This is a genomic window from Christiangramia marina (genome assembly GCF_048285865.1).
GTDB lineage: Bacteria > Bacteroidota > Bacteroidia > Flavobacteriales > Flavobacteriaceae > Christiangramia > Christiangramia marina.
The window spans coordinates 180,989-196,451 of record NZ_JBLVTK010000003.1 but is presented as its reverse complement, the minus strand read 5'-3'; the positions used below and the strand labels follow the sequence as shown (position 1 = coordinate 196,451).

Annotated in this window: 16 protein-coding genes; 6 read left to right on the top strand and 10 right to left on the bottom strand. The window is 38.2% G+C overall.

Annotation, left to right across the window (positions count from 1 at the left end):
* Positions 1-154 precede the first annotated feature (154 nt).
* The 10 genes from ACNKXS_RS11655 to ACNKXS_RS11610 form a co-directional block, all read right to left on the bottom strand.
* A complete protein-coding gene (locus tag ACNKXS_RS11655; protein ID WP_417920993.1) occupies positions 155-1,429 on the bottom strand; it encodes a beta-ketoacyl-[acyl-carrier-protein] synthase family protein in 1,275 nt (424 codons plus the stop codon).
* Positions 1,426-1,872 carry a 3-hydroxyacyl-ACP dehydratase FabZ family protein gene (locus tag ACNKXS_RS11650; RefSeq protein ID WP_417920992.1) on the bottom strand — a complete coding sequence of 149 codons (447 nt, stop codon included), beginning with the start codon at positions 1,870-1,872 and terminating at the stop codon, positions 1,426-1,428. The genes ACNKXS_RS11655 and ACNKXS_RS11650 overlap by 4 nt, the downstream gene beginning before the upstream one ends.
* Before the next feature lie 11 nt (positions 1,873-1,883).
* On the bottom strand, positions 1,884-2,678 hold the full coding sequence (locus ACNKXS_RS11645) for an SDR family oxidoreductase (RefSeq protein WP_417920991.1): 795 nt from the start codon (positions 2,676-2,678) through the stop codon (positions 1,884-1,886).
* Positions 2,672-3,724, bottom strand: a complete 1,053-nt coding sequence (locus ACNKXS_RS11640) for a type III polyketide synthase (RefSeq protein ID WP_417920990.1) — start codon at positions 3,722-3,724, stop codon at positions 2,672-2,674. The genes ACNKXS_RS11645 and ACNKXS_RS11640 overlap by 7 nt, the downstream gene beginning before the upstream one ends.
* Before the next feature lie 4 nt (positions 3,725-3,728).
* Positions 3,729-4,436 (bottom strand): methyltransferase domain-containing protein, encoded by a 708-nt coding sequence (locus ACNKXS_RS11635; protein ID WP_417920989.1) that lies wholly within the window; start codon positions 4,434-4,436, stop codon positions 3,729-3,731.
* Complete coding sequence (locus ACNKXS_RS11630) at positions 4,429-5,553, bottom strand: NAD(P)/FAD-dependent oxidoreductase (RefSeq protein ID WP_417920988.1); 1,125 nt, start codon at positions 5,551-5,553, stop codon at positions 4,429-4,431. The genes ACNKXS_RS11635 and ACNKXS_RS11630 overlap by 8 nt, the downstream gene beginning before the upstream one ends.
* 77 nt (positions 5,554-5,630) lie before the next feature.
* Entirely contained in the window at positions 5,631-6,335 is a 705-nt protein-coding gene (locus ACNKXS_RS11625; RefSeq protein WP_417920987.1) for a YiaD family glycine zipper/OmpA-like lipoprotein, read from the bottom strand.
* A gap of 14 nt (positions 6,336-6,349) precedes the next feature.
* Positions 6,350-6,832: a lipocalin gene (locus ACNKXS_RS11620; RefSeq protein WP_417920986.1), complete on the bottom strand. Its 483-nt coding sequence runs from the start codon at positions 6,830-6,832 to the stop codon at positions 6,350-6,352.
* Between the two features lie 81 nt (positions 6,833-6,913).
* A complete protein-coding gene (locus ACNKXS_RS11615) occupies positions 6,914-7,075 on the bottom strand; it encodes a DUF1328 domain-containing protein (protein ID WP_026916217.1) in 162 nt (53 codons plus the stop codon).
* 130 nt (positions 7,076-7,205) lie between these two features.
* The gene (locus ACNKXS_RS11610; RefSeq protein ID WP_417920985.1) at positions 7,206-9,212 is read right to left on the bottom strand and encodes an alpha-ketoacid dehydrogenase subunit alpha/beta; all 2,007 of its coding nucleotides are present in this window, start codon (positions 9,210-9,212) and stop codon (positions 7,206-7,208) included.
* A gap of 125 nt (positions 9,213-9,337) precedes the next feature.
* Here ACNKXS_RS11610 and ACNKXS_RS11605 point away from each other — a divergent pair, with 125 nt between their 5' ends.
* The 6 genes from ACNKXS_RS11605 to ACNKXS_RS11580 all read left to right on the top strand — a co-directional run bounded on the left by ACNKXS_RS11605 (position 9,338) and on the right by ACNKXS_RS11580 (position 15,460).
* On the top strand, positions 9,338-10,288 hold the full coding sequence (locus tag ACNKXS_RS11605) for an isopenicillin N synthase family dioxygenase (RefSeq protein ID WP_417921252.1): 951 nt from the start codon (positions 9,338-9,340) through the stop codon (positions 10,286-10,288).
* 3 nt (positions 10,289-10,291) lie between these two features.
* Positions 10,292-10,648: a translation initiation factor gene (locus tag ACNKXS_RS11600; RefSeq protein WP_417920984.1), complete on the top strand. Its 357-nt coding sequence runs from the start codon at positions 10,292-10,294 to the stop codon at positions 10,646-10,648.
* 27 nt (positions 10,649-10,675) lie between these two features.
* The gene (locus ACNKXS_RS11595; RefSeq protein ID WP_417920983.1) at positions 10,676-11,605 is read left to right on the top strand and encodes a DUF1835 domain-containing protein; all 930 of its coding nucleotides are present in this window, start codon (positions 10,676-10,678) and stop codon (positions 11,603-11,605) included.
* A 1-nt stretch (position 11,606) separates the two neighbouring features.
* A complete protein-coding gene (locus ACNKXS_RS11590) occupies positions 11,607-12,476 on the top strand; it encodes a nucleoside phosphorylase (RefSeq protein ID WP_417920982.1) in 870 nt (289 codons plus the stop codon).
* Between the two features lie 73 nt (positions 12,477-12,549).
* Positions 12,550-14,607, top strand: coding sequence for a polyphosphate kinase 1 (ppk1, locus tag ACNKXS_RS11585; protein ID WP_417920981.1), 2,058 nt, complete (start codon positions 12,550-12,552; stop codon positions 14,605-14,607).
* The gene (locus ACNKXS_RS11580) at positions 14,600-15,460 is read left to right on the top strand and encodes a substrate-binding domain-containing protein (protein ID WP_417920980.1); all 861 of its coding nucleotides are present in this window, start codon (positions 14,600-14,602) and stop codon (positions 15,458-15,460) included. Before ppk1 ends, ACNKXS_RS11580 begins: the two co-directional genes overlap by 8 nt.
* The last annotated feature ends 3 nt before the right edge of the window (positions 15,461-15,463 follow it).

Sequence of the window (15,463 nt, the reverse complement as noted above, 5' to 3'; positions counted from 1 at the left end):
CATCCAGCACTACATCCACAAGATTAGCAGAATTGATCTCCAAATCATTTAAAAAATTGGTCCTTTCATCAAATTCTGCGAGCCCTTCTTTACGCTGAGTATATGGAGTGACGATTGTTTTAATCTTAGAAATTATATCCTGATTGGTCATTAGTTATTTTTTATATCGTTTAAAGATAGTGACCGCATTTACATCTCCAAAACCAAAACTGGCTTTTGCTACGATATTAATATCAGCATCTATTGTTTTCTTCGGAATACAGGAGTCGTCAATCAAAGCTGTTATATCTGTATGAAGATCTTCGCAGTTTATATTTCCGAATACATATTGATTTTTAATCTGAAGTATACTTGCAACACTTTCAATTGAACCAGAAGCACTCAAACAGTGTCCGGTCATTCCTTTAAGAGAATTAATCTTCGGAAAATTTTCTCCTGAAAGTCCGAGTGCAGAAGTCCAGTTCTTGATTTCTGTAGCGTCTCTGGTAGTAGCTGTGAGATGACCATTGATATAGTCTATATCTTCAGCCTCAATTCTAGAAAAACTGATTGCATTCTTTATACATCTTTGCACTGCTTTACTATTCGCTGCGGTCATACTTCCACCAGCTCTCTGACCGCCACTATTTATAGCTCCACCAAGAACTTCCGCATAAATATTAGCCCCCCTTTTCAAAGCAGAATCTAATGATTCAAGCAGCAAAGCTCCTGCCCCACTACCCGCCACAAAGCCCGAAGCAGTTGCGCTCATAGGTCTGGAAGCTTTTTCTGGATTATCGTTGTACTTACCCGGAAGAATCCTCATCGCGTCAAATCCTCCCCAAACATAAGGGCCATCATCGCCGCAACTTCCAACCAGCATTCTTTCAGCCTTTCCTGAGATTATCCGGTCGTACCCCATGATGATCGCTTCACTTCCTGTAGTACATGCAGAAGAATTTGTGGTTACCTGGTTACCGCAACCAAGCATTCCGCCCAAATAAGCGCTGATACCGCTGGCCATTGTCTGGATCACACTAGTGCTTCCCAATCTTCTGGTTTTTCCGGCATCAATAAGATGAATTGCTTCTCTAAATTTATCTACCCCCAGGATTCCTGTACCAAAAACGATCCCTGAATTCCAGTCAGGTTCCTCTTCCGAAGAAATTGGAAGCATAGCATCTTTCCAGGCATCTACGCCAGCCATCACTCCATAAATGAGTCCGCTGCTATTTAAACCTTTTTGTTGGAGTGGATTGAAATACTTGTTTATCATCTCCTGAGTAACCGGTGGCTTCCCTCCTATCTGGCAGCTGAAATTAAGATCTTTTAAGTCTTGGTAGAATTTAATTCCGCTAGCGCCATTCCTCAAAGCCTGGTCAAATTGATCAATACCTATTGCATTTGGCGCGGCAACCCCCAATCCAGTAATTACAACTCTTTTACTCATGATCCAGATTTTAAGATCATTCCCGAAATTTCACCCCGGCATAAGATATTATCCTGAGTATCTGTCATGATCACCACGCACTTTAATTTATTAAATCTAAAATATTGTTTTTCAGACTTAACAAATACTTTTTCGCCGGGATAAACAGGTTTTATAAAATCTACGTTCGAAGATGTCATTGCAATTCTAGGGGTTCCCAAAGCAGCAGCCTCCTTACTCAACAAGTAGATTCCAAGGGATACCACACCAATTTGTGCCATACATTCAGCCAGGATCGCTCCTGGAGTTACGGGAATTTCCTTAAAATGTCCACGATAAAAATCATGTGATTTATCAAAAAAGTAATTGCCCTCAATGGCATTCTCGCTTATAGAGGTTATTTCGTCTACAAATAGAAAAGGTGCTGAATAAGGTAATTTGGAAACTATATCTATGCTTTTCAAGGACTGGGAATTTACATTAAATGCTCACCGCCGTTAACAGGAATAATACTGCCGGTGATCCAGGAAGCTTCATCTTTACTCAGTAAATAGACCACGTTTGCGACATCATCCGGAACCGTCAATCTTTTGAATGGATTGTGTTTTAAAGCATGTTCCCTTAGCGTTTGATTGCCCGGAATCATTTGGAAAGATCTAGTAACCGTTATACCCGCCTGAATACAATTTGCGCGGACACCTTTTTCCGCAAATTCAAGAGCAATACCTCTGGTTAAGGATTCTAGGGTTACTTTTGCTGCTGAAACTGCAGCATAATTTTTCCATGCCTTTTTGTTTCCTTCACTGGTAAAAGCAATCACACGTGCATCTTTCGCGAAAAGGTCATTTTTATATAGTTCCTGAGTCCAGTCATACAAGCTTAGTGCCATGGCATCTATGGTCAATTGAAAATCAATATTGCTTAGAGTTTGTTCTTCTCCTAACATTGGCTTCAAATTCCCTTTTGCGATACTATGTAGAAGGAGTCTAACCTTACCATGCTTGCCAAGAGATTTCTTGATATTTAGAACGAGTTCATTCCTATTCTCCTTCTGAATTGCATCTGTATTAAAACTACGAAATTCCACACCGGTTTTGCGTATACTTTCAAAGGCGTCTTCGATATCTTCAATATCAGATCTTCGGTCGCGGTGAATTATGATAATATTCATTCCGTGGTTTGCAAGCTTCTTTGCGCTGGCATACCCAAGACCACTGCTACCTCCAAGTATGACCGCCCAATAATCTGTATTTCTGAAGTCTTTTACCATTCTATCAAAATTCGTTGAGCAGAAAAACCAGGTCCAAAACTTAACATCAAACCCTGCTCGCCCTTAGCAATATCTTTATCCAGAAATCTTTCCAGAACATAAAGTACCGTGGCGCTGCTCATATTTCCGAATAATTTCAATACTTCGCGAGTATCGTCAATATTCTTACCTAAGTTACCAAAAAGTTCAGAAACTGTCTGCACTATTTTTTTTCCACCTGGATGAAATATTAAATGATCCACTTTTTCTATAGAAGACCCATGTTTTTTGAGAAAAGGATGAACTATTTGCGGGAAATGCTGAGAAATAGTTTCAGGGACTGCCGGATCAAGAATCATTTGCAGACCTTCATTCTTGAGATCAAAGCCCATCATTTGCGTCGCATCATAGAAATGGTACATTTCTTCTCCAATAATCCTTGGGCTATCCAGACCTTCTTCTGAAGAAAGTAATACACAAGCCGCTCCATCCCCGAAAATTGCGGCACTAACCATATTCGCCATACTTAGATCTGAAAGTTGAAAAGTGGCTGTAGGACTTTCAACCGCAATAACTGCGGCACGTTTTCCGGGATTAGATTTCAAAAAATTGTGAGCATATATCATCCCGGAGATACCTGCCGCACAACCCATTTCGGTAACTGGCAAACGAGTAATATCCTGTTTCAATTTTAATTCATTGATCAAATAAGCATCCAGAGAAGGAATCATGATCCCGGTACAACTTACGGTTATAATATAATCGATACTTTGAGAATCCCAGTTTGCAGCAGCCAGCGATTTTTTCAAAACCTGGCTACCCAGCTTCTTGACCTCTCTAACATAAATACTATTTTTATCCTCGAATGAAGTCATAGTAAAGACTTCCTCAGGATCCATGATCGAATAGCGCCTATCTACGGCTGCTCCTTCAAAAATCTTGACAATCTTTCTACGGAATCTGTTATCCTGATCACCAAGCCAATCTTCTACCAGGGGAATGATATCCCTGGTTTCCCGAAAATATTCCGGTAATTGCTTTTCAACATTGACTATATGTACACCCATTATTCTATTTATTAATGATCCATAGATATCTGAAAGCCCATTTCCACTGAATCGAGTAGGTATCAACTTTAATGGTATTCATATATTTATTAATATCATGTTCCTTAAATCCTCTTAAAATTGAAATTAGACCATCTTTCCTGGCAATTTCATTGTTCACAAATACCGCGCAGAACATTTGAAACAATCTGTAAGCTAATGCTGAACGTTGCAGGTCATTGATGATCACTGCTATATTAGACTGATCGTAGAACTGATGCAAAATTTCCGGAATCTGGGAATCCTTGAAATGATGCAATGTGAGCGTACACATGACCACGTCAAATTTTGAGCTGCGAAATTCTGAGCTAAAAATATTCTGAGTTACAAAATCTAATTCAGGATAATCTGTGGATAAGTATTGTGCTATATCGATGGCAAATGCATTCGCATCTACACCTGTCAATTTTAGTTTCAACTTCTCCATTCTGCCCCAATCTGCTATTTTTCGAAGCATCGCGCCATTACCACAACCCACATCTACGATTGAGATTTCTGTATTTTTATCAAGATCCAGTTGCTTCAGACCAGCAATACTAATTTGATTACCTCCCAGCCAAGAATTGACCTTTTCAAGATCCTCCAGAGTAATTCTCAATTCTTCACCTCTAAAGTCAAAATCGTCCATGATCTCCGGCTCAAGAGATCTTTTTGTTGTATCTATTTCAGACATGCATTTCTTTTCCGTGGGTTAGTTTAATGATCTTCGGAAGTAATCCGGGTACTTTTTGAACAAAACTTTGAGAGAAATTGCTCAGTTTTTGGTGCATTAGTACCTTCTGAAGTATCCTGCCAGTTTTCATTCTTATTCTAAAATTATTTTTCCAGGAATAAGCGTAATTTGATTCTATGCTTTCACGATTCTTAGGATTAAGTTTAAACTCTAATAAGGCTTCCGAAGCCATCTTAGCGCTACGTATGGCCATTGCCATTCCATTACCAGATAATGGATGAATTAAACCTGCAGCGTCCCCGATCATAATAATATGATCCTCGAACAATTCCTTATTATCAAATGAAATTTGTGCGATACTCAAGGGTTTTTCGAAGACCATTACTGAATTCTGAAAAAAATCCTTTAAATACGGATTGCGGCTAAGAACCTTGTTCTCATATGATTTAATGTTACCATATTTCTGGAATGATTCATAAGTAGCCAGATAACAAACATTCACGGTACCAAGATCGGTTTTTGATAGTCCGCAATATCCTCCCTGAAAGTTATGCAATGTAACCAGATCATCAGGAAAATCCTGATTCTCGTAATGCGCTTTAACAGCCATCCAAGCAGATTTTTTATTTATAAAAGATCGCCTCAGGCGCTTATCAAGATTGGACCTCTTGCCATATGCACCTAACACAAATTTGGCTTCGAGAGTCTGACCATCCTTGCAATTAACTAAAAAAATGTCCCCAAAAGATTTACAATTTTCAGCAGTAGTCTGGATAATTTCACCTCCCGCGTCTAAAAATTTCTGATATAATAAATGATCTAGAGTGTATCTGCTTATACCCATTCCTCCAAGATCTAGTTTACATTCCAGCATATTACCCTTCTGGGTGCTAAATTGCATTCTTGAAAGTTCTGGGAGGTGAACACTCCCTAGATCAAGCCCGAGAAATTCTAAGTATGGTTTTACTTCATTAGATAAGTACTCTCCACATACCTTTTGTCCTGGATATGAGTCTTTCTCAATCAAACAAACATTCGCGCCAGAATTCACGAGATGTATCCCCGCAACAAGTCCCGCAAGTCCCCCTCCCAGTATAATAACATCTCTTGAATTCATTCTTTGAATGTACTTATTAATCACAAAAAATCCCGGTATAAACCGGGATCTTTCAGAAATTATTTAAAAATACAATCTTAGTTACCTTCCTGCTGCTCGGCCTGTTCTTTAGCCTCTTCCTTTAATTCATCATTAGCAACTATAGCAAGTTCAACTCTTCTATTCTTTGCTCTTCCATCAGCAGTAGAATTATCATACTTTGGTTGAGTCTCACCATACCATTTGGTAGTAAATCTTCCTTTCTCAATTCCGTTATCTACAAGGAATCCAGTAACTGCTTGTGCTCTGTTTTTAGATAGAGTAAGGTTATAACTATCACTACCTGTATTATCGGTATGACCTTCAACAAGTACATTTGTTTGAGGATATTCTTTAAAAATACCAGCAAGCTTATTCAATGCTTCTTGAGATTTCGCGTTGATGTTATATTTCTCGGTGTCAAAATAAACTCCACTATTCTCATCAAAAGTAACGTTGATCCCTTCACCAACTCTTTCAACTTCAGCTCCAGGAATCTCGTTCTCGATCTTCTTAGCCTGTTCATCCATTCTGTTACCAATAATGGCTCCGGCAGCTCCACCAACTACACCACCAATGATAGATCCAAGAGCAGAGTTCCCATCTCCAGTGTTATTTCCTATAACTCCACCAATTACGGCTCCACCTGCAGTACCTATCACGGCACCTTTTTGTTTATTGTTTGCGTTCTGTACTGCATCACATCCAAATAAAAGTGTGGATGCGAAAAGTATTACGAACATTCTATTAATCACTGTTTTCATAGCTTTCTGTATAATTATTGTTTAGTAAAATTCATTTCAATTGTAAACGGTGAGCCATCAAGACTCACTGTTTGTGACCAGGTCATATTAGTATCAGTTAAACTTTGTAAGTTCAGTCTGAATCCTTCATTTCCCGTTGTAGATTTATAATCTTCATTAGTAGGCTTCAGAAGAAAATCATATATACCCTGAGGGGTATTCTCTTCATCGATAGACCAGATAAACTGGTTTGTTTGCCCGTCACAACCTGTTCCTGAAACTGTATAAGTTCCTCGGTTATTATTGGATACAAAATCCCAGTTGCTGTTTTCAAAACAGGAAGCCTGAGCTTCGTTGAAGAGAGTAACGTTAAACTGACCGGGATTGTTTGGATAGGTTACACTTGTTAGTGTCCACTGACCATCAAAGCTCTTTCTAGCCTCTTTGGCAACTTTACTCGTTCCTCCACAGGAAGCAAGCAGTCCAATTGTTGCAAGTAAAATAAATATCTTTTTCATGTAGAATTTGATTTAAAAGTAAAAATCCAATGTGACAAGGATTGTTCCGAAGCACATTGGATTTATAATGTTATTGTTCGATTATCTTCTGAATAAACGACTTAGTAATGAGATTACCAGAAGTACAAGGAAGATATAGAAAATGATCTTCGCGATATCTGCTGCACCGTCTGCAATTCCTCCAAAACCGAAGATTGCGGCAACGATTGCAATAATCAGAAAAATGACGATTAAACGTACCATAATGTATAGATTTATTGATTAGTTGAATCTAAATTACAGCAGTAGTTAGGCGTCAACAAAAGATTATTAATTATTTAACAGAGAATGTGTTAACTAATCTTAATTATCTCAGTTTAATGATAAAAGCTTGCTAATAATTCAATAATTCCTGCAATTTTGATTTAAAGCGATCCTTTGGTAAGTATTGATTTTCCAGCTCTTTTGCGAACGGGATTGGTGTTTCCAGAGAACCCACTCTATACACTGGGGCATCAAGACTCTCAAAGCATTCTTCAGAGATCATGGCAGCAATTTCTGAAGCAAAACTACCCGTTAGTGAATCTTCTGTTAGCACGATCGCCTTTCCTGTTTTCGTAACAGATTTACAAATTGCTTCCTGGTCAAGCGGTTGTAAACTTCGAAGATCAAGCAGATCTGCAGAATCTATTTTCAATTCATCCAGTATTTTCATGGCCCAATGCACCCCTGCACCATAAGTAATGATAGTAACATTGCTACCCTCTCTTATCAAGGAGGCTTTTCCAAATTCTGTAGTGTAATATCCTTCTGGAACTTCCTGCCTGATACTTCGATAAAGCGCCTTGTGCTCGAAATATAATATGGGATTAGGATCATTAAATGCGGTATTTAACAAACCTTTCGCATCTGCCGGAAATGCAGGATAAATGACTTTTAATCCGGGAATTTTTGTAAACCAGGCTTCGTTTGTCTGGCTATGGAATGGTCCTGCACCTACACTGCCGCCACAAGGCATTCTAATGACCACATCGGCATTCTGGTTCCAGCGATAGTTCACTTTAGCAAGGTAATTCACGATTGGATTGAATCCTGAACTTACAAAATCACTAAATTGCATTTCAACCATAGCTTTCATGCCCTTAATGGATAGACCCATGGCTGCACCCACTATTGCCGACTCACATATTGGCGTATTGCGAATTCTTTCCTTACCATATTTATTAAGTAAACCATCAGTAATCTTAAAAACACCACCGTAATCTGCAATATCCTGTCCCATAAGTACCAGATCGGGATGACGTTCCATAGATCCTGAAACAGATTCAGCAATGGCATCTATAAATCTCAACTCTGAAGTTGTAGATCCAGGCTTAACTTCTTCAAAATTATAATTAGCATACACGTCATTCAATTCAGTGTCCAGATTGGCGGAGACGATTGCTTCAGAATTAGCGATATCGAGATGCTCGTTGATCTCCAGTAAAATTTTTTCTTTCATTTCTGAAATCTGGTCATGGGATATAACTTTATGTTCCAGAAGGTAATTTTCAAAATTGATCACAGGATCTTTTGCCTGCCACTCATCCATTAATTCCTGCGGAACATATTTGGTACCACTGGCTTCCTCATGTCCTCTCATTCTGAAAGTCTTGAATTCCACAAGAACCGGCCTTGGTTCAACCCTCATTCTTTCAGCTATTTCTAAAATTTTCTCATAAACTTCGAGAATGTTGTTACCATCAATTATATGCGCTTCCATCCCGTAGCCAGCACCGCGATCTGCAAGGTCCTTACATCTATACTGTTCTGTAGTTGGAGTTGAGAGTCCGTAACCATTATTCTCGATACAGAACAAAACAGGTAGATCCCAAACAGACGCTATATTCAAAGCTTCATGAAAATCACCTTCGCTGGTACCCCCTTCACCTGTAAACACTGCAGTTACAGATCCTTCATTTTTGAGTTTGCTAGCAAGTGCAATACCATCTGCCACTCCAAGCTGTGGTCCAAGATGAGAGATCATTCCTACTATATTAAATTCCTGTGTACCAAAATGAAAACTCCGATCTCTACCCTTAGTAAAACCAGAGGCTTTCCCCTGCCATTGAGCGAATAAGCGCTTTAATGGAATTTCCCGGGTAGTAAAAACACCGAGATTTCGATGCATAGGTAAAATATACTCATGCTTATATAAAGCTCTGGTAACTCCTACAGAGATCGCCTCCTGCCCAATTCCACTAAACCATTTACTAATTTTACCCTGACGCAGCAAGATCAACATTTTTTCTTCGATCATTCTGGGTTTTAAAATGGCATAATACAGATCTTGCAATGTCTCGGTATCATGAATACTGGATTTGTATTGTATGGTGGTTTGGGAAGTATCTACGGAAGACATAAATTATAATTTGTTCGATAAATGTAAGTAAAATTATAAAGTTGAATGGAGTCTAAAAATCCATGAATTACTTAATTTTACTTAACTTTGTTTGTTACCTAAAATTTTAAAAGCGCTATATGGCAATGAATAATATTCCCAGTGTAGATCTCGCCGATTTTCTTTCGGAAGATCCTAAAAGAAAAGAAAAGTTCGTCAACGAGATTGGTAAAGCTTATGAAGAAATAGGTTTTGTAGCTCTTAAAAATCATTTTTTAAGTGATAATCTGGTTGATAATCTTTACAAAGAAGTAAAATCTTTTTTCGACTTACCGGTTGAAACTAAGAAGAACTATGAGATTGAAGGGCTGGCTGGACAAAGAGGTTACATTTCCTTCGGAAAGGAGCATGCCAAAGGTAAAAAAGAAGGAGATCTAAAGGAGTTCTGGCATTTTGGACAGGAGCCTTCAGAAGATGCGAAACTGTCTGAAGAATATCCTGAAAATGTACAGGTTGAAGAATTACCAGATTTTAATGAAACTGGGATGGAAGCATATAGAATGCTGGAAAAAACTGGTATTTACGTGCTTCGTGCACTTGCTTTATATATTGGATTAGAAGAGCATTATTTTGATCATTGGGCAAGTAATGGAAACAGTATTTTAAGACCAATACATTACCCACCAATCACGGAAGAGCCAAAGGGAGCTGTTAGAGCTGGAGCTCACGGTGACATCAATTTAATTACTCTATTGATGGGAGCATCTACTGGTGGTCTGCAAGTCCTTCGGAAAGATGGTGAATGGATCGATGCCGTTCCACAGGAAGATGAACTAGTGATCAATGTTGGGGATATGCTGGAAAGACATACCAATAACAAACTTCGTTCTACTATTCACCGGGTTACGAATCCGCCAAAAGATCAATGGGGAAAACCTAGATATTCCATTCCTTTCTTTATGCACCCACGAAGTGATATGAGACTAGACTGTCTTGAAGAATGTATCGATGAAGATAACCCAAAACAATATGAAGATATTACTGCAGGAGAATTTTTGCATCAGCGACTTGTAGAGATAGGTCTCTTAAAAAAATAGATAATGGCGAAAAAGAAATTAGGTCTGGAAGATCTGGGAGGTTTCGTATTTTCGACCAATGATGAATTTGATGAAACATCATATACCAACGGAGATTCCCAGGAAGAACTCGCTCCAGAGGATCAGAAATTAGAAGCACATTTCAGTAATAAAGGTAGAGGCGGTAAAACGGTGACTATCATCAAAAATTATCAGGGTCCTGAAGAAGAACTCATCAAGCTCGGGAAATTGCTGAAGAAAAAATGTGGCGTTGGCGGTAGTACCAAGGATGGAGAAATCATCATCCAGGGTGACGATCGTGAAAAAATAATGCAGATCCTGCAAAAAGAAGGATATCAGGTTAAACGTGTTGGAGGTTAATTTCAGCACGTTTTTTATATCTCAAATATGAGCGAAAAGACTTTACATATAGTGAACGGTGATGGTTTAGCCGAACAAATGCAGGAGCTAAACTTACCGGGTGAATTGATCATATGGCGTGAACTTTTATGTGAAGGTCCTACAACAAGGAAGCTTAATGACAAATTCTTCAAAATGCGCAAGAAATTCCTGTTGAAGGCATACGATATCTCTGCGGAAAATTATGAAGAACGTTTTATTTCTGAAGTTGAAAGACTGAAAGCTATGGATGACTATGATAAGGTCTATCTGTGGTTCGAGTATGATCTTTTTTGCCATATTAATATGCTTGCCGCCATTCAGGTTCTTGCGAACAAGAGAATGGATATGCCCGTTTATCTTGTGTGTAGCAAAAAACTCAAAGGTGAGAAGGAGTTTCAACCCTTATGCCAGCTATCAATTTCAGAATTGAAGAACCATTATGAAAACAGCATTGTATTAACTTCTGAAGATATTGGAGTTGCATTGTTGATTTGGGAACTTTATTGTGGTGATGATCCTTTGAAATTAAAAGCACAAATCAAGACCAAGTCCAATTTTGAATATTTATCGAGCTGTATTAGAGCACATATTGAAAGGTTTCCAAATAGTAAGACAGGGATCAACTCGCTTGAGAGAAACATTTTAAAGCTTATAGAATCAAGAGAGATTACCAGTAGAAATCACCTGCTGGGATATGCTCTTCAGCATCAGGGCTATTATGGATATAGCGATAGCCAGATGCAAAGAAAACTGGACAGGCTCTCCCTGTTCTTTTCTGAAAACGAAAATAAAATACAACTTACTGAAAAAGGAATTCAGGTATTAAATGGAAAAAAGAACTTCTATCGTGAACTTTTAAATGAACAGGTTTATGGTGGAGTTCGAAAATTCGATTTCCTTTATGATCCTGAATTGAACAGATTATTAAAACTATAGAATGAGTTTAAAAGCTTCAGAATTGATCCTCAACGAGGACGGTTCCATATATCACCTTGGTTTACTACCACATGAAATCGCAGATACAGTGATCACCGTTGGTGACCCGGCGAGGGTAGAAAGAATTAGTGCTTATTTCGATAAGATCGAGATCACTAGAATGAAACGTGAGTTCTGCACCCATACTGGTCTTCTGGATGGAAAAAGAATCACCGTGATGTCTACAGGAATGGGAACCGATAATATTGATATCGCTTTAACCGAACTGGATGCACTGGCCAATATCGACCTGCAAAAAAAAGAAGTTAAGAACGATCTTAAAGCTTTGGACATTATTAGAATTGGTACCACCGGTTCTATTAGAGAAGATGTCGCATTAGATTCATTTCTGGTAAGTGAACTTGCTATGGGCTTTGATGGTCTTATGCATTTCTATGAAAGTGATAGTTTTCTACAAGCTGCTTATGCTGAAGAATTTGTTAAACAAACGAACTGGTCTTCTAAAAAAGCTTATCCCTACGTAGTCGAGGGAAGTGGCCGCCTCATAGAGAAATTCTCATCCAAGGATACTGTCAAAGGTTTTACTGCCACGAATATTGGTTTTTACGGTCCACAGGGAAGAGTACTTCGCAACTCCATTCCTGAAGCAGATATGAATCAAAATATTGCCGCCTTCAGTTTTAATGGAAGGTCTATTACCAATCTTGAAATGGAAACTTCAGGAATATACGGGATGTCGAAACTACTGGGCCATCATGCAGTTTCTATGAATGCGGTATTAGCGAACAGAGCTACCGGAGAATTTTCAGCAGATCCTAAAAAACTTGTAGATAATCTTATTAAATACTGTCTGGAAAGGATTGTTTCCTAAGTAGCTTATTTAACAATATATTAAAAGCTCTGCAGGGCTTACTTTGTATTTTTGGTTAAACAAAATAATGTCCATGCCGCAACCTAATGAAAACCGTTTTAGACACCGAGATCTAAACTGGTTGAGTTTTAACGAAAGGGTTCTACAAGAGGCTGCAGATAAGATAAATCCTCTTTACGAAAGGATGAAATTCCTGGCAATTTTTTCTTCCAATCTGGATGAGTATTTCCGCGTACGTGTTTCTCAACTCCGCCAAATGAAAAGGGTGAAGAAAAGTATCAGGAAAAAACTAGCCCTCAAACCTTCAAGGATCACTAAACAGATCATAGAAGAAGTTAAAAAGCAACAGAATCAGTTTGGAGATATCTATAAAAAACAGATCATCCCGGAACTTGCGGCGAACAACATATTTTTACTGGAGGCAGATCATTATAATCATAAGCAGAAGGCCTTTGCTGAAGATTATTTTCGAAAGAACATTCAGCAACATTTAGATCCAATGCTTATCAATCTGGATGAAGAGAATGAATTGTTTTTGAAGAATTCTATCCTCTATTTCCTGGTTACTTTTAAAGATGAAAATAAATTAGCCATTGTCAATTTACCGGTAGAAGAATGTGGCCGATTCGTGACCTTTAATGATGAAGCAGAAAAACATCAAATTACTTATTTAGATGAAATTCTAAGACATCAATTGTTTAAAATTTTTCCTGAAAGTGATATTACAGGAATTTATGAAATTAAATTATCCAGAGATGCTGAACTGTATATCGACGATATATATGAAGGCGTACTGGCAGAAAAGATCTATGAATCTTTAAAGCAAAGAACAGATGGGCAGCCTACAAGATTACTTTATGATGCAAGTATGCCAGATCCTGTCCATAGAAAAATCAGGAAACTTCTGAAATTAGGGAAAATCGATATGATGCCTGGAGGCAAATATCATAACTTTAAAGACTTTTTTACTTTCCCTGATCCAAGTGGCAATAAGGATCTTCATTTTAAAAAGCTTCCTCCACTACCCCATAAAACTTTGGAAAAAAGTGATGATTACTTTAAATCCATATTAGAGAAAGATCAGGCGCTGCACTTTCCTTTTATGTCTTTTGATTATGTTGAGAAATTTGTAGAACAGGCCGCTGCAGATGATCAGGTTACTGATATTAGCATTTCTCTTTATCGCGTAGCCGATGAGTCCAAACTGACCAATTCCCTCATGCAAGCTCTGGAGAATGGTAAGAATGTTACTGTTTTTGTTGAAGCCAAAGCGAGATTTGATGAGGAAAACAATATTAGCTGGGGAAGGAAATTTGAAGAAAAAGGCGCTCATGTGATCTATTCTTTTCCGAAGGTGAAAGTGCATTCCAAGATCATGCTGGTAAAAAGGCAGGAGAATGATGAAACTGTACGATATGCTTATATTGGAACCGGAAATTTCAATGCAGAGACTTCTGAAATTTATTGCGATCATGCAATTTTTACAGCAAACAAACTGATCACTAAAGAACTCGATCGCTTGTTCAAGGTGCTGGAAGGTGAACTGATCATCCCGAGAGAAAAGAACCTTTTGATCTCTCCATTTTCTACCAGACAGGAATTCACCAAGTTGATCTACAACGAGATCGAAAATGCCAGAGATGGTAAGAAAGCTAAAATTACCGCCAAGATGAACAGCCTCGAAGATGAGGAAATGATCGAGTTGCTGTATCGGGCAAGCGAAGCGGGTGTGGAGATTAGAATGCTGATACGCGGTTTTACCTGTCTAATTCCAGGAGTTAAAGGCATGAGTGAAAATATTTATATTACGAGTGTAGTTGATCGTTTTCTGGAACATGGTAGAATCTATCTTTTTGAAAACGGGGGTGATGAAAAAATGTTCTATGGGAGTGCAGACTGGATGAGTCGTAATCTTGATCGCAGGATTGAAGTCATCTCTCCAGTGCTGGATGAAGATATTTTTAACGAATTCAAGGACATACTGAATATTCAGTTAAAGGATAATGTGAAAGCTCGTATTCAGGATAAGGAAGAAACGAATACCTACGTTCAGAAGGATGATGATGAAAAAACAGTGCGTTCGCAATATGCGATATATGATTATCTAAAAGAAAAGCATTCAAATGACTAAGATCAAAGTTGGAGGTGTACCGGAGCATTTTAATTTACCCTGGCATCGTTGTATCGAGAAGAACAATTTCGCAGAAGCAGGATTGGATCTGGAATGGAAGGAAGTTCCGGAAGGAACGGGAGCTATGTGTAATTTACTTCGTACAGAGGAAATAGACGTAGCCGTTATACTAACAGAAGGTATAAGTCGCGACATCATAAATGGAAATCAAAGCAAGATCATTCAGAATTATATTGGAAGTCCGCTTATTTGGGGAATTCATGTGGATAGCAAATCTTCCTTTAAAAATATCAACGATCTAAAGGGTACAAAGGCTGCGATTAGCCGTGAAGGAAGTGGTTCACATCTAATGGCCTATGTGAATGCTGAACATGTTGGATGGAATACAGATTCACTCAAGTTCGAAATCGTTCACAATCTGGAGGGTGCTATTGAGGCATTAAAAAAGGATGAAGCACAATACTTTATGTGGGAACATTTCACAACTAAACCTCTTGTAGATAATAATACCTTCAGACTTATTGCCGACTGCCCTACTCCATGGCCATGTTTTGTTATAGCAGCTTCTAAAAAGGCAATCGAGAAAAAACCTGATGAACTTCTAAAAATGCTAGATGTTCTGAATACTGAAACAAGTGATTTTAAAATTCAGAAAAATATAGATGTTGAACTGGCAGAGAGATATGGTCAAAAACTAGAAGATATCAGAAAATGGCTTGATCTTACCCATTGGAGTCAGCAGCAAATTGTCGAGCAGGATCTAACTGAAGTTCAGGATTATTTAAAAAGACTTAAACTTATTTCCGAAAAAGTAGATAATAAGGAATTAATTCATAATTTCAGAGCTATATAATCT